Here is a 26,609-nt window from a genome sequence, read left to right on the forward strand (position 1 = left end):
TTAAGAGGACTGGACTTGAGCATTTTGTTTTCAGAAGCCCGCATTGGCAACATGACACTAAAGAACCGCTTTGTACGTAGTGCAACGTGGGAAAATATGGCGACAGAAGATGGTCATATGACCGAGAAGCTGTACGATATTTATGAAGAACTTGCCAAAGGTGAAGTGGGTCTGATCGTTACTGGCTACGCAAACATCGTAGAAGAAGAGAAGCCGAACGCAGGCATGATGGGGATCTACAACGACTCTTTCATCGATGAATACAAAAAGCTGACTGACCTTGTTCATGAGCATGACTCTAAGATCGTTATGCAGATCGCTTATGGCGGTACAAAAACGACATTTAACGTTGGTGAGCGTGTGATTTTTGCTCCTAGTGAAGTGCCTGAGCGCGGCACCAAAACGGAAGGCAAAGCGATGACTCAAGATGAGATCGACTACATCGTTAAAGCATTTGCGCTAGCGAGCAAGCGTGCGCAAGATTCTGGCTTTGATGGTGTAGAAATCCACGCGGCGCACACGTACTTGATCAACCAGTTCTTAAGCCCATACTACAACCATCGCGAAGACCAATACGGCGGTAGCCTTGAGAACCGCATGCGTTTCCTTATGGAGATCTATGCCGAAACACGCAAGCTAGTTGGTGACGATTTCCCGATTCTGGTGAAACTGACAGCAACGGAATTCTTCGATGGCGGTTTGACGTTCGATGAAACGCGCATTGTTTGTAAAAAGCTAGAAGAAGTGGGCGTGGATGCAATTATCGTATCGGGTAACATTCATGGCAACGCAAGCACCATGGTAGGTGAATCGTTCGACGGTTACACGCTACAAGAAGAAGGCTACTTCCATGAATACGGTCAAGTGATCAGCCAAGATGTAAACGTACCAGTAATTACCGTAGGTGGTTTAAACGACTTTTGTGCGATTGAAGACTTGGCTGAAAATACCAAGATTCAATTCTTCGCACTTTCTCGTCCGTTATTGGCAGAGCCACAACTGATCAAGCGCTGGAAAGACGGTAACCGCGCCGAAGTAGATTGCGAACGTTGTTCTAAGTGTCGCACCAAGCGTGGCAACTTCTGCGTGGTTTACAAGCGCAGAAAGTAAAACATCCGAAACGGGCAGTTTGTGTGTAACTGCCCGTTTTATGTCTCCGGTCACTCCCTTTAGTCCAGTCATTGATTCTCTTTTCACAAACAATTCACGCTTCAATTGTTACACTTTGCAGTCGAACAATCGCGAGAGCTGTGATAGTTTTCGCTCGCACTTTTAAATCTAATTGGTTGTATTAATGAAGAAAATTGTACGTTTGGTTGGCGTAGTCTCCACTCTTTGTGCCCAATCTACTTATGCCATGAGTGAGAAAGATTGGGACGTGTTGACCGATATTGGCGCGTATGGCTTGGTCGCAACGGCGGCGGCTGTTCCGGTATACAAAGGGGACTGGGACGGCTTTTGGCAAGCTGGCTTTAGTATTGGTGCTGCGTCTGGTGTTGGCTTAATTGGTAAAACCACCATTGATGCTGAGCGTCCAGATAAAAGTGGCAACGACAGTTTTCCTTCTAACCATACGGCCAATGCTTTTGCTTCGGCTACTACTCTTTATTTGCGTTATGGTTGGGAAGCAGGTTTACCTGCATACGGTGTTGCCACATTAGTCGGCTATGGCAGAGTAGAGGCGAAGAAACACTATTGGCGAGATGTGTTAGCTGGTGCTGCATTGGGCACATTGAGTGCTTACGTGTTTACAGATGCTTATGATGAGAATGTTCAACTCGTGCCTTGGGTGACAAGTGAAGATGTCGGTGTTTCAGTTACTTACCGCTGGTAATTTGAGACCCGATAAAAAAGCCTCGGCATAAACCGAGGCTTTGTGTTACTAAATTCTAAAACGTTCGTGATTAGAACTGAGCTTTAATCCAGATCATGCGGTGGTCAGAAGAAACATCCTTACCGCTCCCTTTCTCACCAATGCGAGGATCGTTAAATAGCTCACGACCTTCTTCATAAGATGCAGCCCAGTAAACGCCAGAATCCACAACGTTTAGGTTTGCTGATGGCATAGCGTAGTCAACACCTAGACCAAATGTTGAAGTAATGCGATTTGGAATTGGGTGAGTAGAACTGCCGTCCGCTGCGTGTTCTGCTGCGCCAAAGCTTGTTGGGTAAAGCTCGCCATTCATCACGTCTTGGTTAACTAATGGATCATTGTGGAATGCTTGCATGATCTCACTAAAGCCATCACCATCCAATGGATCAAGGTTTTGGTCGCCCATCATGACGAACTTCGCACCTTCTGCCAGACCGCCTTTCTTACCAGCATCATCGTAGAAGTAGTCTTTACCCTGTACGTAATGATGCCAGAACTCAACCTCTGCACCGTTTTGTACTTTGTTTTTACCTGTATCAAACACTGGTGGGGTCGGGTGTGACATAAGCAGGTGAACAACTTCATCGCCTTTTTCTGTTGGGATGATAATTGGTGCGTCTACGTGGTTTTTAGAAGACAGACGAATTTGCTCCCACTCTTCAGCAGTGTACCAATCGTCACCACAGTCCATGCCTTCAGGGAATTTGCTTGGGTCATCACATAGCGTGATGGTAGGGATCTTAGCGCCTTCCATATCTTTCCATTTAAACTCTTGGAAAGTACGTGTGTTGTCTGTGTCGATTTTGTATTTAGACATTAAAGCGAACGCGTATTGACCGTGGTAGTTACCAAAGCCCCAAGCGTCACCAGGTAGTTTGCCTTTTACGCCATCGTTATCTAAGTCTAAGCCACTATTTAAGCCAGTATTTGTCGAGTAAGACTCCGCGTACGGGTACTCGATAGGCTCTAGATCAGCTTTACCGCCTGCACCTTCAAGGCTTTGTGCGATAGAAAGGTAGTTTTTCTGGAAGCCCTCTAGCGCGGCTTTGTTTTCGCCAGTGCCATCGTTGTTGTATTCCGCCATCATCAGAACATCAGGGCGGTTCTTCTGGATGATTGCTGCTACGTTACGGATCTGAATGACTTTCTCAGCCATTGCTTTGTCTTCCGCAGCAATTGATTTATCAAGGTACGCAGTAACGAGCTGAGTTTGTTTTGCTGGTTCAACTTGCATTTCTGCAACAAGAGCTTCGAAAGTATAGCGATCAAAAGAGAGGTTATAAGTGGCGATCTTTACTTCTTTAGGTTGAACATTCACATATTCAGTATCGTCATTGCATCCGGTAAGTAGGGTCGCACCAATGAGGAGAGCAAGAGGTGTTTTTATATATTTCATGGGTATGTCATACCTTATAATTGGATTCGCGCAAATACTAAAGTTATCAGTAGCTTTTGTAAGCGACATGAATCACACAAACGATTGCGAATTTGCATGATTGTTCCGGTTTTGTGTGATTTGTGCAATAAATGCATCACTTTCAACAGCAGAAGTTTATATACAAACTGTTAAATAAAGGTGTCTATACCCAAGTGACTTCAAGATGCAGGATTCAGAGCGTTGTCATTGATTCGAGAGCAAGGAAAACAACGCAGTGTAATAGTTAGCTCTTTCCAAGTTGTTTGACGCAGCAATCGGGTCAATGACACGCTCCCAAAGGGCGAGCTGTCTTGGCTTGTATACTTTGTTGCCGATTCTTGATTTAGAATGACTAGATCTTTAAATCGCCGCCGCGTCTACAAACCAAGTCATTCTCGCTGAACCCAACATCTCGAGGTTACTTGGGTATATTAAATGAACTTATTTTTCCTATTAATCGGTTCAACGTTTGCGTGAAGTCACTTCAATTTTGTTGGTAAGCGCTTTTTATTTATAATATGGATTCACAAGAAGTGAGGACGACCTCACCGCTCTTATAACTATCGGGGACGACCCCAATCATTTGGAATCTCTCAATGGCTTGGGCAATTCTATTTCTCGCGGGGCTATGCGAAGTGGCATGGGCGGTCGGTCTTAAATACTCGGAAGGCTTTAGTAAGCTTGCGCCGTCTGCCTTTACGGTTGGGTTTATGGTGTTAAGCTTTTGGTTACTTGGTATTGCACTTAGAACATTGCCTCTAGGCATTGCCTACGGTGTATGGGTTGGAATAGGGGCTATAGGAACTGCGATTGCCAGCATCTATTTATTTAATGAACCAGCCACGTTAATCAAGCTCATCAGCTTGCTGCTCATTGTTGCCGGTATTGCTGGCTTAAAGTTCGCCGCTTAATCTAGTTGAGCTGTCAAAAGAAAAGCCAGAGTCTTGATCTGGCTTTTGTTGTTTGAAACCAAGGGATTCCTTTATAAAGAGCTTATTATCGCTTCATAAATGGCAGTTTTAGGTGCTGTCCAAAGACATTAATCAAAGCGCCAGTCACGATGAGAGCTCCCCCCAGATATGTCCATGCCGCAGGCAGTTCTCCAAAGAAGACGATACCTAACACAACAGAAAAAATGATCTGTACATATGAGTAAGCCGATGCTTTACCAGCTTCTTGTGTTTGCATTGCCTTCGTTAACCCCAGTTGTCCTATCTGAGTAAACACACCAACCAAAACAAGCATCATTGTTAGATACAAATCCGGCATGACGAATTGATCGCCAATCAAAAGAATCGATGCAGGCAGCGCCACTAATGGGAAGTAAAAGATGATGACAGAGCTGTCTTCTGTCTGGCTTAGCTTACGTACGATTACATACGCAATAGAGCTGCCAAATGCGCCTAAGATAGCAATCATCACACTGAACATTGGTAAGGCATGTTCGGCGTCTGGACCAGTTTCTGGTCGCACCATGACGTAGACCCCAAGTAAACAAAGGGCGATACAAATAAACGTCGAGAACTGGATACGTTCTTTAAGGAAGAAAACGGCGAGTAAGGCAGTAAATACAGGGTGGATATACTGGAAAATGGTCGCTTCAGCCAGGGGCAAAGTCGTAACGGAATAGTACACGCACATCAGAGCCATGGTTCCAACGGCACCGCGAGCAAAGAGCAAGGGCTTATTATTACCCCAAACGGATATACCTTTACGTTTTACATCGAGATAGCTGATCACTAACGAAACCAGCGCCCTAGCGGCTACGATTTCAAATACGGGAATGTCGTGTAAGCTAACGTGCTTGACCGTGGCAGACATCAGTGCAAAACCAAACGCGGACAGCACCATAAAGCGCACGCCAATGGGAATCATTGAGTTGAGTGAGTTAGGCATCTTACTGCTCGTTTATTGCGGGAGATCGCACTTTAGCACACTAAACTCACAAAAAGATCAGCGCGCTGTGATAAAGCCCGCGTTTCTTTTTGAACCGAGGTAGACTGTCTTGCTCAGAGTAAAAAACAACAATTTCTAAAGGAAAAGTGGATGATTCCTATTCAAGCAACGCATGTGTCCGGTGTGGTGATTTCTGAATTCGACGGCATAAAGAAAATGCTATTACTAGAACGAGTGAAAGGCGGTTACTGGTGTCATGTCGCTGGTGGTGTCGAAGAGGGGGAAACTGGCTGGCAAACGATCGTACGAGAGCTTAAGGAAGAAACACAGATTGAAGATGTAGAGCTTCATACTGCAGATTTTCTCGAACAATTTTATGAAGCGCACAAGAATCGAATCATGGTTATTCCTTGTTTTGTATTATTCTGCAAACCAAATCAAACAGTAACGCTTAATCATGAACACACCGACTACCGTTGGTGCACGTTAGAAGAGGCAAAACAACTCGTACCATTTGCCAATCAACATCACCTGTACGAGCATGTATGGAAACACTATGTTGAAAGCGAACTGACGCCATTCACTTTGATCAAGCAAAGTTAACTACGGAATCACTATGTACCAAGGCTATGAACAACATCAGGCACTACAAATTACTGAGCGTATTTCCATTGAGCCTTTGCTGACTAAACATGCTTCTACCTTGCTCTCTGTGGTTAATGAGAGTCGGGAGAGTTTATCTCAATATCTACCTTGGACAGACTGGGTCACTAACCGTAGAGAAGCGGTGGCGTATATTTCTCAACGGATTAATTCCAATGCTCTCGATGCTTATTGGTTTGCGATAAAACTAAATCAAGAGTTTGTCGGTGTGCTTGGTATCAAAGGCATCGAAACACAAAGCAAAGCGACCGAGATTGGATATTGGTTGGCGGAGAAAGGTCGGGGTCATCAAATAATTGATTTGGTCTTGATGAGTTTGGTGCCACTGATTCGAGAAAGAGGCAATGCCAAAGTGATCCAATTTCATTGCATGGAAGACAACATACCAAGCATCAAAATTGCAGAGCGCGCTGGTGCGACGCTAAAGGAATACATTGATCATGATTTTGAGATGCTCGACGCCAGTCAGCGTTTGGGCATTTATGAATTGCATTTGAGAGAGTCGTAACGCATGAACATCAGTATAGATAAAATCACTTGGCAAGATGCGATGCCAATTCGCCATCAAGTACTTTGGGCAAATAAACCCATCGAACATTGCAAAGTAGAGGGCGACGAGGAAGCGGAGCATTTTGGCGCATTCGTCGACAGCGTATTGGTGGGGGTGGCGTCGATATACCGAGATGACAATCAAGCTCGATTGCGCAAGTTTGCTATCTTGCCTGAGTATCAAGGGTTGGGTATTGGTTCATCCATGATTCGATATGTGTTAGAAAGTCTTAAGTTCTCACCTGTTGAATATTTCTGGTGCGATGCGAGAGAATCCGCACTGGCTTTTTACGAAAAATTTGGGATGAACGTTGAAGGCGAACGCTTCTACAAATCTGACGTCTCTTACTACAAGATGAAACTTGCGCTTTAACCGAAACAAATCTGAGTTTGAACTCTAACTTCCTTATTGCGTTAATAGTCAGGATGTTGCCCTTATGTTAACTTTAAATCATACATAAGTGCGACATTGCCCTAGATTGGGTGCACAAGGAGAAAATCATGAATGCGATCGTCGACATCGAAGTTGGTCAACTGCTGCAACAAAAATTGGATAAGCTCAAAGCTGCATACAATGCCGAACCTTATCCGGGCTTAGAGGCAAGAAAGCAAAAGCTTAACCTTCTTAAGCAGACTATTTTGAATAACCAGCAAGCGCTAGTGGAAGCCTTAAGTACCGACTTTGGTTACCGCTCTGAATTTGATACGGCAATGACGGATGTATTGCCGACGGTTGCTCAAATCAATTACACCTTAAAACGCCTTAATAAATGGTGTAAGCCAAGTCGCCGTCATTCTGGTTTGTTACTTGCCCCGTCTAAAGTCACCGTTGAATATCAACCTGTTGGTGTAGTAGGTATCATCTCGCCTTGGAACTTCCCTGTAATTCTGAGTCTCTCGCCATTAGTGACTGCGCTTGCGGCAGGCAACCGAGTGATGATGAAACTGAGTGAATTCACTCCTATGACCAACAAGGTGATTTCTGAGATTTGTCGAGCGTTGCCTGAAGATGTCGAGGTGGTTGAGGGCGCAGCCGAAGTGGCTCAAGCGTTCAGCAAATTACCGTTCGACCACTTGCTGTTTACTGGCTCTACTAATGTTGGTCGCGCGGTTGCTCGTGCTGCAGCGGAGAATTTAACCCCAATCACCTTGGAGCTTGGTGGTAAGTCTCCAGTTATCGTGGCAGACGATGCTAACTTGAACAAAGCAGTTGATGCGATTTTGTTCGGTAAATGCATCAATGCCGGACAAATTTGTGTTGCGCCAGATTATGCCTTTGTACCAGAGGGAAGGGTTAATGAGTTCGTCGCGCTCTTCTTACAACGTTTTGAAGCGCTGTACCTCAAAGGTCAAGAAGAACAAGGTTTTACTCATATCATCAATCAGCGTCAGTACGACCGATTAAAGGCGGTATTGGAAGATGCCAAAGCCAAGGGCGCGGAGTTACATACCGTGCCTGAAACGAGAGCAGAAGGTCGACGATTATATCCGCACTTAGTCACCAATGTTTCGAAAGAGATGACCATTATGCAGGAAGAGATCTTTGGTCCTCTTATGCCAATCAAGCCTTACCGTGATATCCAAGAGGTCATCAGCTACATCAACCAGAATCAACGCCCACTTGCGCTCTACATCATGTCAGAAGATAAGAGCATTATTGAGCGAATTACCCGTAACACTCACAGTGGTGGGGTCGGAGTGAACGACACGATTTTGCACGTTGGCGCGGAAGACGCACCATTTGGTGGTATTGGTGAATCTGGTATCGGTCACTACCATGGCGAGGAAGGGTTTAGAACCTTTAGTCACGCCAAAACCATCCTGAGTACACCAACGTGGCTACCTCGTGTAGGCATGTTGCTGGAACGTCGTGGCATGGCGATCAAAGCATTGCAAAAGTTCTTTATGCGTTAACGCTATTGATATTGGAACTTCAAGAAAAACATTCTGCGGCAGAGCCGGAGGTCTATGACTGACTCGTATTAGCTGCTGGGCAAACAAATAAGCGCACCTTAACATATCGTCGTGGTGCGCTTTTTCATATTTATACCCAAGTAACCTCGAGATGCTAGGTTCAGCGAGACTGACTTGGTTTGTAGACGCGGCGGCGATTTAAAGGTTTAGTGGGTCTAAATCAAGAATCGGCAACAAAGTATACAAGCCAAGGCAGCTCGCCCTTTGGGAGCGTGTCATTGACCCGATTGCTGCGTCAAACAACTTGGAAAGAGCTGGCTATTACACTGCGTTGTTTTCCTTGCTCTCGAATCAATGACAACGCTCTGAATCCTGCATCTTGAAGTCACTTGGGTATAGTTTCTTTGTTTCGTTAACATCGCTAGCGCTAAACGTCGTCGCTATTCTAGATGTTTAAACTGCAACGCGACCAATCGTTGATACAGTTCACAGCTTTGCATCAGTGATTGATGATTACCGATATCAATCAGTTCGCCACCGTCGAGTACTGCAATTTTATCTGCGTGCTGAATTGTCGATAAGCGGTGTGCGATGATCAACGTAGTGCGGTCTTTCATCAAGGCTTCAAGCGCTTGTTGAACATGATGTTCACTTTCACTGTCAAGTGCGCTGGTGGCTTCATCAAGCAGCAGAATTTTCGGATCTTTTAGAATTGCACGAGCAATGGCAATTCGCTGTTTTTGACCGCCAGATAGCCTTACGCCACGCTCACCTAAAAAACTATGATAGCCGTCAGGTAGCTTTTCGATAAATTCATGAGCATGGGCTTTCTTTGCTGCTTCAATCACTTGTTCGTCTGTGGCTTCCGGATTACCGTAGCGAATATTGTGGAATACATCATGGCTAAACAATGCGGGTTGCTGTGGGACTAATGCCATTTGGCGGCGAAGATCGTTAGGATCGAACTGTCGAATATCTTCACCTCCAAACAATACATGTCCTTGCTGCGGGTCGTAAAATCGTTGTAGCAGCTCAAACAGCGTTGTTTTACCGGCACCAGAAGGACCAACCAAGGCTAACACTTTCCCTTGTTCTGCTTTGAGATTTAATCCTTTAATAGCTGGCTGATCGGGGCGAGAAGGGTAGTTGAAGTTCACTGAGTCAAACGTGACTTCTGCAGGCATGCGGTCGGTAATAGTAAGGTGATAGCTTGGTGCACTGATATCACTCTCAACTTGCAGGATCTCAATCAATCGTTCGGTTGCACCAGCGGCTCGTTGCAATTCTCCCATCACTTCAGAAATAGTGGCAGTAGAGGATGCAACCATGATGGCATAGAACACAAACGCAGCTAAATCACCAGCCGACATCTTGCCATGAATAACGTCACTGCCACCTACCCAAAGCATGCCTGCAATAGCGCTGAAAACAATCACAATAACGCCGGAGATCAAGATTGCGCGCTGTTTGACGCGTTGTCTGCCAACCTCGTAGGCTTTTTCTACTTCGACAGCAAACGCTGCGCGTTCATGCTGCTCTGAGCTAAAGCTTTGCACCGTTTTTATGTGTTCTATCGCTTCGCCAGCGTAGCTGCCCACATCCGCCATTGTGTCTTGGCTTTGACGCGATAAAGCACGAACGCGCCGACCATAAACTAATATCGGCACCAAGACAAAAGGCACAGACGCCAAAACTATCAAAGTGAGCTTAACGTTAGTAGCGAACAACATAATGATCGCACCAAAGCACATCAATGCACTGCGCATCGCCATGGAAAACGACGAACCAATAATGCTCTGAAGTAGAGTCGTATCAGTCGTGAGGCGAGACATAATATCGCCGCTGCTGTTGGTCTCAAAATAGCTCGGATGCAGGGTAATCACATGATTAAACACCGCAAGGCGAATATCTGCGCTGACGCGTTCTCCAACCGAAGAAACCAGGTAGAAGCGGAAGAACGTTCCAACGGCAATACATAAAGTGACGGCAACAATAAACTGAATCGCGTTGGTTAGCTCTTGTAATGATTGCTGAGCAAAGCCTTGGTCAATCAAGATACGTACGCCATAACCGACGGACAACGTTAGGCTTGCTGTCGCAACAAGTGCGACTAGGGCAGCAGCGACACGCCATTTATAAGGCGAAATAAAGGTGTTGAGTTTAAGAAGAATGCCAAGGTTTTTATTATTTTTACTGCTCATGAGTAGCTCACAAAGCTTTATAGGTACTTGGCATAGTAAGCGACTTTTTGAGACGTGACCAGTGGCGCGTCTGATTCGAGTCATGGTTCATTCGTTAGAAAGAACACAGTCTCATGGAACCTAATTTCTCACTATTTGTTATTGGCATATGCTAATAATGAGAGCTACAGTTCATATCCCATTACCAATGAATAAGCGCCTCTCACCTTTGAATGTTGAGTTAGATGCATGATTCGTGAACGCTCTTATTAAAGCAGCTTAAGTTCAGAGACGTCTCAGATACAGAAGGATTTTATGTCACACCACTACCCCAAAAACCACCAGCAGTGTGCAGTGTGTTGCCAGCCATTTTTCAACGCCAACGATACTGTTCAGTTTTCCCAGATGCCGAATGGCGGCGTGCAGTGCGAAATCGTACCAACAGAGAAAGTTCAGGGATATCAAGGTGTCATGCAAGGCGGAGCAATCTGCGCTTTGCATGACACGGCTATGACCCACTGCCTTTTTGCTCAAGAGATATGTGCGATGACAGCAAAGCTCGAGGTTCGCTTTATCAAACCGGTTCCCCTTAATGCCATCATTCGCGTTGAGGCGCATTGCGTAAAGAGCAAACGAGGAATGTTTCTACTACAAAGCGAAATCTATGTGGGGGAACAATGTTACTCAAAAGCAGAAGCGAAGTTCATGCAGCATGTTGTCGACGCCGAATATTGACCTCAAAAGCCATTGGGATTATCGATAACATAAACCCAACCTCCATCTACATAATGCATGACTTCCAATGCCGTTCCTTGTATCGCGTTTTTTGTCTGAGTTGCACCTTGCGAAGTGTTCATTATTTCCCAATCTGAACGCACCATGGCAATGTCATCATTAATGTGGATGGAAACGCGCTTTGTATGCATGGTGACATCGCCTTTCATAAAACCTTCCAATACGCGTTTGATCGCTTCTTGCCCTTTGGCTTGATTGCCTTCTTTATCCAAAATAAATACCGCATCTTGATGGAAAAGTGTTCCTAATCCCTCCAAATCTTTATCCGCAAAGTATTGACCAAATAATGCATGTAACTCTGATGGTGTTTGTGGCTTCGGATAGAGCGTCTCCGCATGTAAACCAAGTGAGACAAAAGAAATAAACAGAAAAATATATCGCATAACGTAATCCTCTAATTATTGGCTCAGGCAGCTTTCGTCCCTTTGCCTAATTGCCAATTCAAGATAGAACGGTCAGTTACGAATTAAAATTAGCTTCCTAAAAGTAACTAGTTACTCTCAGGTAACTAATGGTCTGAGGTGTAGTGTTTGATTACACTGGCGGTAAAAAACGGATTAGGGAAGGGCGATGTCGTCAAAAGTAAATCATCAAGTACAGCCTGTTGGCTATTGCAGCGTGGATAAATACTTAACATTGATATCGACTAAGTGGACCGCTCACATCGTTTGGTTGCTCGGGCAACAAGAAGAGATGCGATTCGGTCAAATTCGCAAGCAATTGGCGCTGGTTTCAAGCAAGGTGCTCACCGAACGCTTGAAGTTACTGTGCGAATATGGGTTTGTTTGGCGAAAACAAGAAGACACTATCCCTGTGACTGTGAATTACGGTTTAACCCCAAAAGGCAGAGAGTTTGCTAGTGTTGTCGACATCATAGTCCAAAAAGTTGATGACTGGGATGCCGAGTAGGTTACATATCTAACCCCTTAGAACCCTTATGTAGAAACTAATAGATATGTTGATTGCATCTGATTGTGGAATGAGACTGAGAATTAACATATACCTGTATTACCGACCTTAAAAAAGAGTCACAATCATTACGGTTTTGACGGGTTGATTTATGAAATTTAATACATCTATTGACGATAATTTTGCTTCTTTCTACGACAGAGAGAACGACAACTATGTCTTTGTCGAAAGTACTGATAATGAAAACTTTGATGTAACAATAGGTACGGCAAGCGGCGCGACTTTGGTAGGTACTGTATCTGCAAAAAATAATGAGGAGCTGAATGCTAAGCTCGGAGCTCTGTATCAAGGTTTTATGATGAAGAACGAGCGTGACTCATAACGATTAGGTATTTCTAATCATAAACAACCATAGATTATTTACCTTTACTATGATGCTTGAGAACAAACATCATAGTCGCGAGATCTAAGCGCGGTTTTTCGCGAGTAGCAGATCGACTTTCCCTTTCGCTGTTTTACTCACGGTTTGCATAAACTTAAAGCTTGGATTGTGAATGCCGGATTGCTCCAAGCCCTCGACCATTTCAATCCAGAGTTTTGCTGTCATCTGTGCATCGGCTAACGCTCGGTGAAAAACGCCGTCATTATCGATGTTTTTGAAGCGAACTAGTTCTCCGAGTTTATGAGAAGGAGCATCTTGAATTAAACGTCTTGCCACTAGCAATGAGCATGCAAACTCGCCTGAGTAACCACAGTTGATTCGTTCAAGCTCCGCATCGAGGAAGCGCTTATCAAAAGATGCGTTGTGGGCGATAAGGTTTTCACCGGCAATGAACTCGCTGAATGATGCCATCACTTCATCGCAGCTTGGTGCGGTGCGTAACATGTTATTGGTAATGCCAGTGTAGCCCTCGATGAAAGAACTGACTCTAAAGCCTGGGTTCATCAGTTGCTGAAAACTATCGACAACCTCACCGTCGACTAATTTTACTGCACCGATTTCAATGGCGCGGTCACCCATATTCGGAGAGAGACCAGTGGTTTCAAAGTCGAGCACGACAACAGAGTTAGCTTGGGGCATGAAAGTTTTCCAACTGAACGATAAGGGGCAAGAGTATCAACGAAACGGATACAAAAAGAAAGGTTATGATGGGTAGACTGTGTGAGTTAGGTTATTTACTATTCTTGATTCATTCGAACAAAGACATTGCGATTGCGCGCTCTTTAAACGAGCGCTTTTAGCTTCGAGGGAAATTATGGAAACGATCATCAAACAAGCAATTGAGCTGCGAAAAGAAGCTAAGTATCAAGCGTCGAGAGCGTTACTTACAACACTACTAGACGATGAACATTTTGCCGCAAAAGCGCACTTACAAATCGCTTGGTCGTACGACAATGAAGGCAAAGAGCAAGAAGCAATCGGTCATTACTTGTCTGCGCTTTCAGGAACACTCTCTTCGGTAGAAAGATTTGATGCGTTGTTCGGCTTAGCGAGTACCTACCGAAGCCTTGGCGAGTATTCAGAAGCATTAAGCTATTTTGAACAAACGTTGGATGAATACCCTAATGCGATCGAAGTTCAGCCTTTTTATGCAATGTGTCTTTACAATGTGGGTCGACATAAAGAAGCCACATCATTGTTACTCGAACTCTTAGTGTCCACCACCAACAGCGATGCAATTAAAGAGTATCAGCGAGCTATTTCTTTGTACGCTCGAGATCTCGATAAAACTTGGTAGCTTTTGGTTTTAGTAATCATCAAATATTCAAAAAAGATTCACTACGCGCGGCATTTTCGCCTTGTTGTTTTTATCATTAAAGTGGTGTGTTAAAGCTTCATTAAGGCGCTTGCTCACCGTTTTAAAGTGTTACACCCATGGAGAGGACAATGGAATACTTTCAGTACTATGGGATCGACTGGGTTGCGATGGTACTTACGTTTCTTGCCATTTGGCAAATCGGAAACAAGAACAAAATTGGTTTCATCTTAATGATGTGCGGAAACACCAGTTGGGTTGCAGTCGGGTATCTCACAGGCAGCGTGGCAATGATAATCGCCAATATCATCTTCTTCTCTATGAACCTACGAGCCATCATCAAGTGGTCTCAACCTGACGACGAATCAAAAGTGACGCCAGTTGAGCAATAAGCGGTAAATTGAACAAGTGCAGGAGAGGGGACGGGTTTATTTAGTGTTCTTGTTATGTATTGAGTGTTTCAAATGCTCGACAAACGTTTCAAATGCTCAATAAACATCGGGATCTTCTTCGCTACGTGCTTTCTGGAAGCGTAAAAGGCGTATAACACCAAATCTTCTGGCTTGTATTCAAGTTCAACGACTTCCAGTACTCCGGATTGTACGTCTTCATAGCAGAACGCTTCGGGAAGAATAGCAAAGCCAAATCCTGCTAACGCGCCGACTTTAGCAAGTTGCCCACTATTAACCTTAAATGCAGATTGTACTCGTTGAGTTATCTGCTCTCCTTCTGAGTTTTTGAAAACCCAAGGCGTTCCTTTCAATGCCGTAAAACTGCTAATACAAGGAAGGTGTTTTAAATCGTTAATTTTGTAAGGTTTTTGGCATGTTTGCAGTAGGATAGGTGAGGCGACAACAACGCTAGACCAGCGCTTAATCTCTTTGGCAATCCAATTGCTGTCTTCAAGTTTTCCACGATGAAAACTCAAGATAACATCAAACCCATCAAGCAAATCCTCTTTAGGGCTTAGGTTGGTCTCGCAACTCAATGAAATCGCAGGGTGTTGAGAACAGAAAGAGACAACCGCTCGCGCCAACTCCGGTGAATCTGGCATTAAAACGTTAAGTTGTCCCGTGACTTGATGTGAGTGTTGCGTGACTTCTTCGAGCGCATCATTCAGTTTGTCCAAAAGAGGTTGCGTACGTATGTAGAGGTGCTCTCCGGCATCTGTAGCGCATATTCTTCGGGTTGTTCTATCAAACAATCGCACATCAAGTTGTTCTTCTAGTAAAGCAATATGGCGGCTGACATTTGAAGTCGGCAGGGATAAAAACTCGGCGGCTCTCTTAAAGCTATTGTTTTCATAGACACAATGGAAGCTCTTTAGCCATTGCTGATCAATTCTCTCAAGCATTTTGGTTTATCCCATATTATTGGATTATAAAGCCCGTAAAGTGCACTTTATTACTTGAAACAGGTTAATACAATGCTCGATAACGTTGTTTCTAAGTTGAAGGATCCTAATGAGTTGGCTAGAAAAGCTATTAGATAAAAAGAGCATCATCAGTACGCGCAAAGCATCCATCCCAGAGGGGGTATGGACCAAGTGTCATTCTTGCGAACAAGTTTTGTATCGGCTCGCCCTTAAGGAGAACCTAGAAGTTTGCCCAAAATGCCAACATCATATGCGGATGTCAGCGCGGCATCGTTTGGATAGCTTTTTGGATAAAGGGGAGCGGATAGAAATTGGCAGTGAGTATGAGCCAACAGATATGCTCAATTTTAAGGATAAAAAGCGCTACAAAGAACGTATCGCACTTGCTCAAAAGAATACAGGAGAGAAAGATGCATTAGTTGCAATGAAAGGCGAGCTACTAGGTTTACCCATTGTCGCCTGTGCATTCGAGTTTTCATTTATGGCAGGTTCAATGGGGTCGGTCGTAGGGGCTCGTTTTGTTGATGCCGTCGATACAGCAATAGAAGATAATTGTGCATTAGTTTGTTTTTCAGCTTGTGGTGGCGCTCGTATGCAAGAGTCCTTAATGTCGTTAATGCAGATGGCAAAAACCAGTGCAGCATTAGCGCGTTTGTCTGATGCACGCTTGCCCTATATCTCGGTATTGACCGATCAAACGTTCGGCGGCGTCTCTGCAAGTTTAGCTATGCTGGGGGACATCAACATTGGTGAACCTACAGCCAGAATCGGGTTCGCAGGACGTCGTGTGATTGAACAAACCGTGCGAGAAAAGCTACCGGATGGCTTTCAACAAAGTGAGTTTCTACTTGAGCATGGCGCTCTTGATATGATCGTACAAAGGCGGGATATGCGAGAACGAGTAGGTGGGCTAATAGCAAAGTTGACCAATACAAGTATCCAGATAGATGCAGGGTAACTTTGTCTTGTTGACATATAAGCTTGCTGCTTTGTCGCGGTTTTTTTACTGGGAAACAAGGAAGACCAGAAGCGCGGTCTTCCTTGATAGTCTGATACGAGAATATCTTCGAGAAGGGTTTAGCGTTATCTATTTGTCATATTGTACTGAATAGTTTGGCTAAAGCTTGGCAGTGTGACCTCTAGCAGTGCCACATCTGGCAGAGTATCACCGTCGCTGTTCTGGTATTGATAGCGGTATGTGCTGACTGCTTCGCCAGCGGTTTGTTTCATTGATTTGATTGGATGGAAGGCAAGACCAAAGAAATCTAAGTCTACTTTCCACTCTTTCACTGGATCTACATAGTAAACACCATAAACCAATGAACCATCATCCACATACTCCATTTCAAAGGTTTTGGTGCCTTTGCCGAACAACTTCTGAGTTGCTTTTTTGATTTCGCCATTCGGGTAGTATTGCAGCAAGAGGGTACTCTTTTCCTTTGGTGTCGAGAGCTTAACCTCACGGATTTTTCTTAACTTACCATCTTCATGGTAGGAGTAATGAAATTCGCGAACAGACATATCGTCGCCAGACTGCGGTACTTGGCGGCGTTGAAGAAGTTTGCCATCAGCACCATACGTATATTGAATTCGATATGTCGCGATAGGTGTACCGTTAAGATCGGCAGCCTCATCCTGAAAGACTTGCTTATTCTCAACATCAACTTGACCGAGTTCGTTATAGCTGTATTGAGAGATGAAGTTTTCTTTGGTGTGTCTAACGTAACTGTTGATTGAGCCGTGCTTCATTAGCGCACGTGCAGATTCCAAAAAGCCTGCATCGTTATAGGCGTAGTCAAATGTACTGTCTGCGTAGTCGCGCTGTGTTACTCGTCCTAGCTGATCGTATGAGTACGCGCCAGCTACAGTCAGTTGCCCTTGGTTAGACTTTGCTATTTGTGTTAAGCGAGATTGGTTTGCAGTGACCAGACCTTGGTCAATGTAATCTTTAAACACTGAATAGTGTTCGTAAGCCGTAGCGTTAAATGCAGCGAAAATTGCCAGACCGGCGAAGCTTCTTTTAATGTTCATAGTTAATAGCCTGTTATTTATGGTTTTTATTAATTTTTCAATCGGAAGAGAGGTTTAACTCGACCGATGTAAGCGCCCTCAATTTCAGTATCGAGAAGCAAAGCTGAGCTTATCAGTAGGACTTTATAAAGTAAGTATAAATATGATAATAATTATCATTTAAACTTATTTGTTTGAGATTGATTCAAAGAAAAAGCCAATGAAAACGCTCAAAGACCATAAAAAGAGGGGGTATTTTGAAACCAGAAACAATGTGGTGAAGTGACCTGCCTACATTGCTGTATCGCCAATATCAGCATGCCTGGTCGTTGTTTAATCAGTTGCGTGGCAATGTCACGGAATCTTACTAATATGCGAGCTTACTAACACGCCATACGTGACACTTAATGTATTCTTACTGGAAGCGAAGAAGAGGAATCTATCAATGTCAAAAAGCTCCAAGCTTCAGAATGAAGACAAACTGGTTAAGAAGGCACTAGAGATTGGCGGGAAGATGGCGAAGCTACAAGGCTTTGACCTTCCGCAGTCACCACAACCTGTAAGAGTAAAAGCGATTTACCTATTCTTGGTCGATGCTAAGCAAATCACGCCATTGCCAGAAAGCAAGCTCGACGGCGCAAACATCAAACACAGACTGGCAGTGTGGATACACAGTGCTTTGCCAGATAACGACCCTCTAAAGTAGTAAACTCAAGAAGTCGCATAGGTCATTAATTAACATAGAACGTTAATTAACAAGGCGAGCCAAATGGTTCGCTTTGTTTGATCTTGGCAAGCGCACTAGGGTCTCCGAATGTTTCGTTATTATTGATTTACAAAACAGAATCAAAAGGACTAAAGATAAACCAAGAGAAGCGCTACAATGCACGCGTTGCGAGAGAGCAACCAAGTAGACTCATTCACAAAAACCTTAAAGTAACCATACATGTCTAAAGATTTCGAATTCACCACAGAATACACACTCGACAAACCATTCTTTGCAGAGTGTTATGATCAAACTAGCCAGCCAGTTAAGTTCCCACACGCATACCTGAAAGGGATCTTGTTTCTTATTTTTGGTGTGGTTTTATTGGAGTTTGAACTGCTACCTAACGGTTATGTGGGTTGGTTCTTTATCGTATTGAGTGTGATTGAAGCGTTCAGCGTGTACTGCAAGCGAACGTGGTGGCTGTGGCGTCAAACCATTAGTTCAAGCCGTGGCAACAAAGTGGTGTTTGAAGTTAACGCGGATGGCGTGCGCTACAAAAGCGGTAAAATCGATCGCAGCCTCGCTTGGAAAGAAATCGACCAACTCGAACAAACCGATTTGGGCTTTATCCTTCATATTGGTAAACAACGCCAATACATTAGCAAATCTTGCTTAAATGAAGAAGTCATCGCGTTTATGGTAGAGCAGCACGCGGCATCGAAAGCGAGCTAACAAATCCTTACTTTCAAAAAAGGCGAGCCAGTGGGTTCGCCTTTTTTGCTCTTAGGATTTGGTGTTCATGGGGTAGCTCTGATTCTGACTCAAAAACTGAACCACTACACTCGGCGTTACAGGTGGGACATTCCAGCGAGACTAGGAATCTACCTAAGCGTGCTGTGGGAATCAAACCCGCATCGTCAGCTTGGAAGGAGGCGTAGTACGGGTTTTGTAAGATAAATTGGTCATTAAATCTATTTAATATCAACTATTACGTGTCCTTGTTTAGTAATATTTTTTCAGAAAATCCTTTCAAATCGCACCTACTAATAATTTCAAGATCGAGACCATTCTCAACAAATCTATTTTTAAAAAAGTAATGATATTCGTCCGAATTAATCTCACAACTTAAATCAAGAAGGTTATCTGAAATAAATTCATAGGGTTTCACATCAGAAAATCGAGCTTCTAGTAAGTAGTGTTTTATGCCATCTATGAAAATGTAAATGCCAATGTAGCTAGAGGACTCATGAAGGGTAGGTTCTTTAAACGTCTGATAGTGGTATGTGGGTTCGAAATGAAAATAACCCTTTTCTGACGTCATTGTCTCGGTGATATAACGGTTGTTAGAAAAAGCCGTGCGTAGATAAACTACCTCGCTAGTAAACGCTTTCCCGCCTAAGTATAAGCTGCCAGTGATCTCTGAGCTAAGTGTGTATTGAAACTTTTTTGATTTGAAGAAATTAAACATATCTGCGTTACAACCTGTTGAGAGCAATAATATTGTGGCACTCATAAGGAAAACCAGTATTTTGACCATTCGCTTGCCAATCTCGTACATAGGTCAACTCATCCCCACGCGTGAGGCGATACTATGTCCTAATGATCTCAAGTGCTAGCCTAAGGCTGCCCCAGTTTTCAAATTAAGTCATGCTAAATCGCATATCTAGGCGCACTTTAAAAAATAATGTAAATAATATGTCCATTACTTTCATGGTTGGCTTTGCGGCGTAATTCGTTGTCGAAGCCGAGCAGTCTTATTTAGATTGATAGTAAGCCAACACGGCAAGTTTTAGGCATACCAAGCACATTTTCGCTTTAAAACTCACATCGAAGTCTTTGGCTTGACGGCTGATACAACTGTAGTGTGGGCAGCGAAGTTCGTCTTCAAACTAAAGCCTCGTTTAAAATGAATTTATGGAATCACATCATTGGATGCATGACTTATTGCTGTCTGACGACCACGATATCGAGAGTATTGAAGTCTCTTACCTAAGCGAAGGTAAGTATGCTGCTCAATTTGATGTACGTTGGTGTGGTGATTTTAAGGATGGTTCGTTTACTGACCTCACCGCAACGCAACGCAGGGTGATGTACGAGCCGGAACAGTTTGCTCACCCAGTGATTGAGAACTACGTCGCGGTGGTAAAGAGCAATAACCTGACTGGTGATTAGGGGAGGTCGGAACAAGTTGCCCTTGATTGATTTCGGTTTAGCACCCTAAACATCTCAGCCTCAAGTCAGTCATCCAATCCAATACTAAAAGACGAACCACACGATTCGCCTTTTTCGATCTTGAAGCTTGGTGATAGTGGATTACTCAAATTTAGACACACAAGCTGAACCACTACACTCGGCTCTTTCTGCCGGGTCATTCCAGCGAGCCTAGGCGAGACTAGGAATCTCAGGAAGCACGTTGTGGAGTTAGTGTTTAAAATGAACCAAAAAGTAACACGGAAGTATGACGAATACATCTATTCGATGTTGACGCTGTCTTACTGCCTCTCTAGCTCAGTTCTGCCCCAAAGTTTGTTAGTGCTAGTCGTTCGTTAACTCAAATTTTGTAATGATAAAGATCTCAGCATCAGGTCGATGCACAATGCAAGACCTAAACCTGCTCGTTCTAACGAATTGGATATTAGAAATTTTTTGGCCGAAGAGTTGAAAACTATTTAACCAGCCCCAAATAAATACTTACTAACAGTGATGGATTTTGAGGCGGGGATGTCATTAGAACACGTTAATCATAAGACCTTATGTGAATTTGCAAAGGAAAAAGTAAATTTACCAAAAGAGCGAGCTGATAAATTCAGGAAACAGGCCCGTAACCTTAGAGACAAGCTAGAAACCTACTTAAAAGAGCACCCGGACTTTGCCTTGAAAAGGATGCAACTGTCTGGAAGTTTGGCTAAGGGAACTGGACTTAGAACGCTAAACGATATTGATGTGGCGGTATACATCGGAGGCATTGATTCAAGCATTGCTTTGAGTGATTTGTTGGATTATTTGGAAGAAAAGATTCGGAAGGCGTATCCACAGTTTAGCGACGACCAAATTACAAGGCAAACATACAGTATCTGCGTGTCATTTAAAGGTTCTGGGTTGGATGTGGACCTTGTACCAATTATTTATGAAGGAGAGCCAGATTGGCGAGGCTATCTGGTTAGTCAAATTGATGGGTCATATCTTGAGACTAGCATCCCTTTACATCTGGAGTTTGCTAAAAAGAGAAAAGCTCAACAACCAGAGCACTATACGCAAGTTGTTAGGTTAATAAAGTATTGGGCCAGGAAACAAAAGAGAGAAGTTGAAGACTTTAGGTTCAAGTCATTTATGATTGAGATGATCTTGGCGAAGCTATGTGATGAAGGTATTGATTTTTCAGATTATGTCGAGGCTTTACAAGCCTTCTTTACTTACATAGTTAAGTCTAACCTTGAGCAAAAGATAATTTTTGAGGATTACTATAAGTCAAGTGAAGTAGGTGCTTTCAGCCATCCAGTTCAGATTATTGACCCAGTAAATGCTAATAACAACGTCAGCAACCTATATACACGAACTCAAGCTGATTTAATTGTAAATGCCGCAATGGCTGCTGGTGACGCTATTGATGCTGCCGAGTTTGCACCAACAAAAGCTCTGACTCTGCAATATTGGCAATCGGTTTTTGGGCCTTCATTTACGGGGTAATTATGAGCAGTAGCTACACTTCAACTACAACCAATACGTTTACTATTACCCATGCTCGCCACATGTCAGCCAAAGTGTCTGCGGATTTAAGGCGAATGCAGCGATTCTATAGTAAACCTTCAAGTAGTCAGATTTCGGACTTCGAGGAAGAAATTGCCCAGCTGCTTAAAAATGGCTATCTAGACACTGCGACATTTGGCTTTCAGCGAGACAATAAATGGATTGAGCCAACTTTCAGCTATACCGCTAGCCAAATTAGCAATGGCATTGATGATACACCGGGGACGTTGAAAGCCAATGCTGATGTTAGCAATGCGCGTTTCCACAGCTATGTGACTTACACTGACAAGTATTTTGAGTTAACTCAGAGCGAAAGAGTCGCATTCAAAAATACTCTACCCGTACAGAGAGTTGGGGCGGATGAGCCTGGAGTTTCTGGATTTTATGAAAACGATAAAACTTATTCTTCAGGCGAGCGTAGTTTGTCGAGAAAATCATTAAGGAGTTATTAGAACGTGACAACAACTAAAGCAAGTAACCTGTTTGAAAATAGCAGGGAATTTCCAGACTTTGAAGCTCAAATGAAGCTTGATCGTCTTATTGGGCTTGATAACTACAAAATCAGATTAACCAAAATGCTATCAGTTTTGATTAATCCGCGCTCAATGGAGAAATGGGTAAACCAGTTTCATGGCGATCATTACGAAGTCTTGGAGCCTATATTGAATAGACCCCCGCTTATTGTTCTGGCTGGTGATGTTGGCTCAGGAAAAACAGCTTTAGCGGAGAGTATTGGCGACAAGGTCGCACGCTTGAATGAGATAGATATTACCCTCCTTCCACTTAGCTTGTCTTCCCGCGGGCAAGGTCGTGTGGGTGAAATGACTCAACTCGTATCTAGCGCATTTCAACAAACTAAAGAGCTAGCTAAAAAATATAAAAGCGATACTGGAAAGTCTAGAGGGGCGGTAGTTCTGCTAATTGATGAAGCTGATGCTATAGCTCAATCCAGAGAATCATCACAAATGCACCATGAAGACCGAGCCGGAGTCAATGCGTTCATTCGCGGGATCGATACTCTGGCAAGTGAAGGTCTACCAGCGGCAGTCATTATGTGCACAAATAGACTGGATGCTTTAGATCCTGCTGTCAAAAGAAGAGCCGCGGAGATCTTACCTTTCAAGAGACCTACGGTTGAACAGCGAAAGGCTGCTTTGGAGCAAACCCTGGCCCCTTTTGAACTGGGCGATATGACTATTGCAAAGATCGCTGAAGCAACGGGTGAGTCCGATACAAGAGATTATGGCTTTTCGTTTTCCGATATTACTCAAAGGCTCGTTCCGGCAATAATTTTGGACGCATACCCGAACAAAGCCGTAACAAAAGAAAGAGCACTAGAAGTAGCTCTGTCAATTCAACCAACCCCACCTTTCGGAACTACTAATGAGTAATGACAAATGGCTAAAGGACGTTTTTGAAGATGTTCAGAAGGGTCTTGAACACGACCTGTACCGCGCTTCAAGAGGCGTAGAGCACCCTGGTACGAAGGGAGACATCCATGAGGATAGTTGGATTGAAATTTTACGAGATTATCTTCCTAATCGATACGGCGTGGATAAGGGCATTATTATCGACAGTGAGGGTAATAAGAGCGATCAAATAGATATTGTCATTTTTGACCCTCAGTACACTCCCATGCTTCTAACACAGCAGAACCACAAGTACATTCCTGCTGAGGCAGTTTATGCTGTGTTTGAGTGTAAGCCGACTATTAGTAAGGACTATTTGGAATACGCCGGAAACAAAGCAAGTTCAGTTAGAAAGCTCACCAGAACTAGCGTTCCAATAGCAACTGCTTCAGGCACCTTACCGCCCAAAAAAGTGCACAATATCATTTGTGGTATCTTAGCCGCGAAATGCGGTTGGGCTGATGGTATAAAAAGCGATTCATTTGCTAGCAACTTGCCAACAGTAGTGGAGTGCCTATTAGATGTTGGATGCTCACTTGAGGGCGGGGCATTTGTTAGTGAAGGTGGCGAGCTTGAAATACACCAATCCGATAATAACTTGATGTATTTCTTATTTACCCTACTGGCCAAGCTCCAAGCTTTAGGTACTGTAGCCGCTATAGATTGGAAGGCTTACGCAAACATATTGAGAGAGAAGCCGACCCCAAAATAGTATATTAAAATTAATGTCTATGTGAGTAACGAGCACACAATTAGATCTAACAAAAAAATTACGGGTCAGTTTTTGAATTTTGCAATCAAAACCTGACCATGAAATTTTCTAATCCAACCATGCCAAATCAGGACTTTTCCTGTAACGCTTCTGTCCAATGGTCTGCCAGCGTGATCACAGCTAGCATTTATGCCCCTTTTTGCGTTAGAACAAATGATTTTTAGAATCTAGAAACATATATTTCCACTACTGAAACTTATCCGAAAGAACATTGGCGACTAATTGAAGAGGGCTTCTCAATTGAATACGTAGCTTCAGCAATTGGGTAAAAAATTTGAATGTGTATTGGTAGGTTTATAATCAATCAACCTCATCGATATAGTAAAGAAAAGGCGCTAACATATTAATAAAACGATTAAAATTTTATTGGATTCCATTCCAACCAATTGTATGCAATACAGCAAAGTGCTACCATCACGACCGCCCTGTCGGTGTGTATGTCTACAAGCCTTCAAAAGAGGTGATTCTAATCATGAAGCGATTTATCGCTTACTTCCTTTGTGAAGTAGCTCTTTTTAAGAGCGTTAACGGTCTTAAAGTATTCCCGCAGGGCATTCATTCGGAGTATCTATGAATAAAGATAACATTTGGTGGACACGAAAAAACTGGATTAATGCCGAAAAAAGACTTATGAGCATGGCTAGATGGTCAAACCTAGCTCTTTTTTGGTATTCACTGTGTGGCGTTTTTGCTTCAGTGCTAGTGTTAGGGGCGGATCAACCGGATCTCACTTCGAAGCTATTTATCTGCTTTTCTGTATTTGTTTTTTGTGCTTCTCTCTTATCCGCATTAGGACGCTATAGTGATAGAGCAACAAAGCTAAAAAGTGGCTATATCCAGTTACAAGCATTATATTCAAAAGTTAAACACAAAGAATCTTTATCTGAAGAAGATGAAACAAGGTATACGCAGATCCTTGATTCCTGCGAAAACCATTTTTGGTCTGATTTCATTAACTCAAAAGTAGAAGCTTATCTGAATACCAAAGATAAAAGTGAGCTGACAATAGTTGCGACCAGACTAGACTTTGTCTTTTATTTTGGACTACGTATTGTCAAAGTCATCAGCATCGCAGCAACAATGTTAGCACCTGTGTTGTTAATCTATTTTTCAATTTTTTAAGACGTGACTAATTGATGGCACCCTCGATATCCGACATCTTTACCTCTGAAAACCTAAGAGACATTTACTTATCACATTTTGCGCTATCAAAAGTAACCGGGGTGGACTGTATTCAGCCAAAGCATTTCTCCAAGGTACAAAGCCAAGAACTCCATACCATTGTCACTAAAGTTTATTTTGGTAATTACAATTTCACTAGATACAAAGAAAAATTGATATCTAAAGGGGCGAACAAACATCCAAGACAAATTGCGATCCCCACCTTAAGAGATCGAATTACTCTAAAAGCCCTCAATAATTATCTACAGAAAAACTTTGGACAAAAATTAGGTGTTCAGGTACCTCAGCAAGTAACTAGAGAAGTAAAACTGGCTCTTGATTCAGGACTTTATGAAACTGCAATAAAGATAGACATAAAAGACTTTTACCCAACTGTTAATCATCAAAGTCTTTTGGATCAACTAGCAAAACTAGGTGCTGAAAGTGACGCAATAAAATTAGTTCATGCTGCCATATCTACAGGGTTCCAGAAGAATCAAAGTAATATAATCGGTGTACCACAAGGCTTATCTATCTCAAACGTACTTGCTGAAATTTATATGATGGAGGTAGACAAGAAGCTGAAAAAACATGACATCTTCTACAAAAGATATGTGGATGATGTACTTATTTTTTGCAAAGAAAAGGATGCTCAAAAAATCTATAAAGATTTTGTTCAAGAGGCTACAAAGATAGGCTTGAATGTTCACGATCTAGAACAAAACTCGGACAAAACAACTATAACTCCGATAGATCAAGAATTCTCTTATCTGGGCTATGTATATAACCCAACAATGCATAAAGGCGAAGTGTCAGTTTCAGTACGAGAAGCTAGTAGAAAGCGATTTCAAGACTCTATAGCAGCTCTTTTTACATCTTATGCAAATGCGGGTAAACACCGCTCAAAAGCACTTTTATTCTGGAAACTTAATTTGAGAATAACCGGATGTATAGCAAGCAATAAATGTAAGGGGTGGTTGTTCTTTTTTTCTGAGATCGACGATATGAAAATGCTTTTTGAACTAGACAACATGATAAAGCATCTATGCGTTAGAAATCGTGTGGATTATAAAAACGTTAAAAAGCTGACCAGAGCAATTCATGAAGTTAAGCATCACAAATGGAAGAGTAACTACTTCCCAAACTTCGATTCATACAAACTCAAAAGTATGAAAGAGGTGGTTTCTCATGACATGGGAATTCCAGTCCATAAACTGAAGCTGTCAGACAATGATATCAAGGACCGATTTTGGTTCATCATAAATAGAGAAGTTAAGTCAATGGAAACGGACATTTCAAGTTTCTCCTAAGTAAAACTATTCGACTAATCTTAATACGCCCCCAGTAGAGACAGGTTTTGTCTGTTGTAGTTTCCTTACTTGAGTTGATCTGTTTTTTACCAGTTCAACAAAGTCACTCGCTCAGTTTTGTCCATAAACAAGTTTTAAAAGTCTAACCAAAAACAAAAAAGGC

30 protein-coding genes are annotated in these 26,609 nt (G+C 43.0%); 22 read left to right on the forward strand and 8 right to left on the reverse strand.

Annotated features, from left to right (window positions below):
* The first annotated feature begins 15 nt into the window (after nucleotides 1-15).
* Nucleotides 16-1,110 (forward strand): NADH:flavin oxidoreductase, encoded by a 1,095-nt coding sequence (locus ABMY42_RS03295; protein ID WP_349265971.1) that lies wholly within the window; start codon nucleotides 16-18, stop codon nucleotides 1,108-1,110.
* A 184-nt stretch (nucleotides 1,111-1,294) separates the two neighbouring features.
* Nucleotides 1,295-1,834: a phosphatase PAP2 family protein gene (locus tag ABMY42_RS03300; protein ID WP_009701640.1), complete on the forward strand. Its 540-nt coding sequence runs from the start codon at nucleotides 1,295-1,297 to the stop codon at nucleotides 1,832-1,834.
* A gap of 70 nt (nucleotides 1,835-1,904) precedes the next feature.
* Here ABMY42_RS03300 and ABMY42_RS03305 read toward each other — a convergent pair whose 3' ends face one another.
* Nucleotides 1,905-3,269, reverse strand: coding sequence for an endonuclease/exonuclease/phosphatase family protein (locus ABMY42_RS03305; protein ID WP_274877752.1), 1,365 nt, complete (start codon nucleotides 3,267-3,269; stop codon nucleotides 1,905-1,907).
* Nucleotides 3,270-3,886: 617 nt separating this feature from the next.
* Between ABMY42_RS03305 and ABMY42_RS03310 the strand changes: the two genes are divergently transcribed.
* Nucleotides 3,887-4,201 (forward strand): multidrug efflux SMR transporter, encoded by a 315-nt coding sequence (locus tag ABMY42_RS03310; protein WP_005451619.1) that lies wholly within the window; start codon nucleotides 3,887-3,889, stop codon nucleotides 4,199-4,201.
* A gap of 85 nt (nucleotides 4,202-4,286) precedes the next feature.
* Here ABMY42_RS03310 and ABMY42_RS03315 read toward each other — a convergent pair whose 3' ends face one another.
* On the reverse strand, nucleotides 4,287-5,186 hold the full coding sequence (locus ABMY42_RS03315) for a DMT family transporter (RefSeq protein ID WP_349265972.1): 900 nt from the start codon (nucleotides 5,184-5,186) through the stop codon (nucleotides 4,287-4,289).
* A gap of 150 nt (nucleotides 5,187-5,336) precedes the next feature.
* Between ABMY42_RS03315 and ABMY42_RS03320 the strand changes: the two genes are divergently transcribed.
* From ABMY42_RS03320 to ABMY42_RS03335, 4 genes are all read left to right on the forward strand, one after another.
* Nucleotides 5,337-5,789, forward strand: a complete 453-nt coding sequence (locus tag ABMY42_RS03320; protein ID WP_005451621.1) for an NUDIX domain-containing protein — start codon at nucleotides 5,337-5,339, stop codon at nucleotides 5,787-5,789.
* A 13-nt stretch (nucleotides 5,790-5,802) separates the two neighbouring features.
* A complete protein-coding gene (locus ABMY42_RS03325) occupies nucleotides 5,803-6,357 on the forward strand; it encodes a GNAT family protein (protein ID WP_349265973.1) in 555 nt (184 codons plus the stop codon).
* A gap of 3 nt (nucleotides 6,358-6,360) precedes the next feature.
* Nucleotides 6,361-6,771: a GNAT family N-acetyltransferase gene (locus ABMY42_RS03330; protein ID WP_005451623.1), complete on the forward strand. Its 411-nt coding sequence runs from the start codon at nucleotides 6,361-6,363 to the stop codon at nucleotides 6,769-6,771.
* 128 nt (nucleotides 6,772-6,899) lie between these two features.
* A complete protein-coding gene (locus tag ABMY42_RS03335) occupies nucleotides 6,900-8,312 on the forward strand; it encodes a coniferyl aldehyde dehydrogenase (RefSeq protein ID WP_349265974.1) in 1,413 nt (470 codons plus the stop codon).
* A gap of 440 nt (nucleotides 8,313-8,752) precedes the next feature.
* Here ABMY42_RS03335 and ABMY42_RS03340 read toward each other — a convergent pair whose 3' ends face one another.
* Nucleotides 8,753-10,513, reverse strand: coding sequence for an ABC transporter ATP-binding protein/permease (locus ABMY42_RS03340; protein ID WP_349265975.1), 1,761 nt, complete (start codon nucleotides 10,511-10,513; stop codon nucleotides 8,753-8,755).
* A 294-nt stretch (nucleotides 10,514-10,807) separates the two neighbouring features.
* Between ABMY42_RS03340 and ABMY42_RS03345 the strand changes: the two genes are divergently transcribed.
* Entirely contained in the window at nucleotides 10,808-11,227 is a 420-nt protein-coding gene (locus ABMY42_RS03345) for a PaaI family thioesterase (protein ID WP_349265976.1), read from the forward strand.
* 2 nt (nucleotides 11,228-11,229) lie between these two features.
* Here the strand turns inward: ABMY42_RS03345 and ABMY42_RS03350 are convergent, their stop codons facing one another.
* On the reverse strand, nucleotides 11,230-11,670 hold the full coding sequence (locus ABMY42_RS03350) for a nuclear transport factor 2 family protein (RefSeq protein WP_009696756.1): 441 nt from the start codon (nucleotides 11,668-11,670) through the stop codon (nucleotides 11,230-11,232).
* A gap of 187 nt (nucleotides 11,671-11,857) precedes the next feature.
* Between ABMY42_RS03350 and ABMY42_RS03355 the strand changes: the two genes are divergently transcribed.
* The gene (locus ABMY42_RS03355) at nucleotides 11,858-12,196 is read left to right on the forward strand and encodes a helix-turn-helix domain-containing protein (RefSeq protein ID WP_005451632.1); all 339 of its coding nucleotides are present in this window, start codon (nucleotides 11,858-11,860) and stop codon (nucleotides 12,194-12,196) included.
* Nucleotides 12,197-12,347: 151 nt separating this feature from the next.
* The gene (locus ABMY42_RS03360; RefSeq protein WP_009696755.1) at nucleotides 12,348-12,578 is read left to right on the forward strand and encodes a hypothetical protein; all 231 of its coding nucleotides are present in this window, start codon (nucleotides 12,348-12,350) and stop codon (nucleotides 12,576-12,578) included.
* A gap of 84 nt (nucleotides 12,579-12,662) precedes the next feature.
* Here ABMY42_RS03360 and ABMY42_RS03365 read toward each other — a convergent pair whose 3' ends face one another.
* Nucleotides 12,663-13,277 (reverse strand): 3'-5' exonuclease, encoded by a 615-nt coding sequence (locus ABMY42_RS03365; protein ID WP_009696754.1) that lies wholly within the window; start codon nucleotides 13,275-13,277, stop codon nucleotides 12,663-12,665.
* Between the two features lie 175 nt (nucleotides 13,278-13,452).
* On the opposite strand from ABMY42_RS03365, the gene ABMY42_RS03370 reads away from it, so the two are divergent.
* A complete protein-coding gene (locus ABMY42_RS03370; protein ID WP_005451637.1) occupies nucleotides 13,453-13,935 on the forward strand; it encodes a tetratricopeptide repeat protein in 483 nt (160 codons plus the stop codon).
* 149 nt (nucleotides 13,936-14,084) lie between these two features.
* Nucleotides 14,085-14,345, forward strand: coding sequence for a nicotinamide mononucleotide transporter (locus ABMY42_RS03375; protein ID WP_009696752.1), 261 nt, complete (start codon nucleotides 14,085-14,087; stop codon nucleotides 14,343-14,345).
* Between the two features lie 68 nt (nucleotides 14,346-14,413).
* On the opposite strand, the gene ABMY42_RS03380 is transcribed toward ABMY42_RS03375, so the two are convergent.
* On the reverse strand, nucleotides 14,414-15,307 hold the full coding sequence (locus ABMY42_RS03380) for a LysR family transcriptional regulator (RefSeq protein ID WP_050908220.1): 894 nt from the start codon (nucleotides 15,305-15,307) through the stop codon (nucleotides 14,414-14,416).
* Nucleotides 15,308-15,416: 109 nt separating this feature from the next.
* On the opposite strand from ABMY42_RS03380, the gene accD reads away from it, so the two are divergent.
* Nucleotides 15,417-16,286 (forward strand): acetyl-CoA carboxylase, carboxyltransferase subunit beta, encoded by an 870-nt coding sequence (gene accD / locus ABMY42_RS03385; protein ID WP_053053162.1) that lies wholly within the window; start codon nucleotides 15,417-15,419, stop codon nucleotides 16,284-16,286.
* Nucleotides 16,287-16,411: 125 nt separating this feature from the next.
* Here the strand turns inward: accD and ABMY42_RS03390 are convergent, their stop codons facing one another.
* Nucleotides 16,412-17,359, reverse strand: coding sequence for a hypothetical protein (locus ABMY42_RS03390; RefSeq protein ID WP_349265977.1), 948 nt, complete (start codon nucleotides 17,357-17,359; stop codon nucleotides 16,412-16,414).
* 424 nt (nucleotides 17,360-17,783) lie between these two features.
* On the opposite strand from ABMY42_RS03390, the gene ABMY42_RS03395 reads away from it, so the two are divergent.
* Nucleotides 17,784-18,044: a DUF5062 family protein gene (locus tag ABMY42_RS03395; protein ID WP_005451643.1), complete on the forward strand. Its 261-nt coding sequence runs from the start codon at nucleotides 17,784-17,786 to the stop codon at nucleotides 18,042-18,044.
* A 240-nt stretch (nucleotides 18,045-18,284) separates the two neighbouring features.
* Nucleotides 18,285-18,779 carry a YcxB family protein gene (locus ABMY42_RS03400; RefSeq protein ID WP_188052690.1) on the forward strand — a complete coding sequence of 165 codons (495 nt, stop codon included), beginning with the start codon at nucleotides 18,285-18,287 and terminating at the stop codon, nucleotides 18,777-18,779.
* 256 nt (nucleotides 18,780-19,035) lie between these two features.
* Here the strand turns inward: ABMY42_RS03400 and ABMY42_RS03405 are convergent, their stop codons facing one another.
* Nucleotides 19,036-19,605, reverse strand: coding sequence for a DUF6795 domain-containing protein (locus tag ABMY42_RS03405; protein WP_349265978.1), 570 nt, complete (start codon nucleotides 19,603-19,605; stop codon nucleotides 19,036-19,038).
* A gap of 356 nt (nucleotides 19,606-19,961) precedes the next feature.
* Between ABMY42_RS03405 and ABMY42_RS03410 the strand changes: the two genes are divergently transcribed.
* The 7 genes from ABMY42_RS03410 (at nucleotide 19,962) to ABMY42_RS03440 (ending at nucleotide 26,446) form a co-directional block, all read left to right on the forward strand.
* Nucleotides 19,962-20,219: a hypothetical protein gene (locus tag ABMY42_RS03410; protein ID WP_349265979.1), complete on the forward strand. Its 258-nt coding sequence runs from the start codon at nucleotides 19,962-19,964 to the stop codon at nucleotides 20,217-20,219.
* Between the two features lie 549 nt (nucleotides 20,220-20,768).
* Nucleotides 20,769-21,734: a CBASS oligonucleotide cyclase gene (locus ABMY42_RS03415; protein ID WP_102503004.1), complete on the forward strand. Its 966-nt coding sequence runs from the start codon at nucleotides 20,769-20,771 to the stop codon at nucleotides 21,732-21,734.
* A 2-nt stretch (nucleotides 21,735-21,736) separates the two neighbouring features.
* Complete coding sequence (locus ABMY42_RS03420) at nucleotides 21,737-22,246, forward strand: hypothetical protein (RefSeq protein ID WP_349265980.1); 510 nt, start codon at nucleotides 21,737-21,739, stop codon at nucleotides 22,244-22,246.
* A 3-nt stretch (nucleotides 22,247-22,249) separates the two neighbouring features.
* Nucleotides 22,250-23,185: an ATP-binding protein gene (locus ABMY42_RS03425; RefSeq protein WP_349265981.1), complete on the forward strand. Its 936-nt coding sequence runs from the start codon at nucleotides 22,250-22,252 to the stop codon at nucleotides 23,183-23,185.
* Entirely contained in the window at nucleotides 23,178-23,915 is a 738-nt protein-coding gene (locus ABMY42_RS03430) for a DUF6602 domain-containing protein (protein WP_349265982.1), read from the forward strand. Before ABMY42_RS03425 ends, ABMY42_RS03430 begins: the two co-directional genes overlap by 8 nt.
* A 630-nt stretch (nucleotides 23,916-24,545) precedes the next feature.
* Nucleotides 24,546-25,097 (forward strand): SLATT domain-containing protein, encoded by a 552-nt coding sequence (locus ABMY42_RS03435; RefSeq protein WP_349265983.1) that lies wholly within the window; start codon nucleotides 24,546-24,548, stop codon nucleotides 25,095-25,097.
* A gap of 101 nt (nucleotides 25,098-25,198) precedes the next feature.
* Complete coding sequence (locus tag ABMY42_RS03440; RefSeq protein WP_349265984.1) at nucleotides 25,199-26,446, forward strand: reverse transcriptase/maturase family protein; 1,248 nt, start codon at nucleotides 25,199-25,201, stop codon at nucleotides 26,444-26,446.
* Nucleotides 26,447-26,609 lie beyond the last annotated feature (163 nt).

The sequence above is a fragment of the Vibrio sp. SSH13-20 genome, from assembly GCF_040104475.1.
GTDB classification, from domain to species: Bacteria; Pseudomonadota; Gammaproteobacteria; order Enterobacterales; family Vibrionaceae; genus Vibrio; species Vibrio harveyi.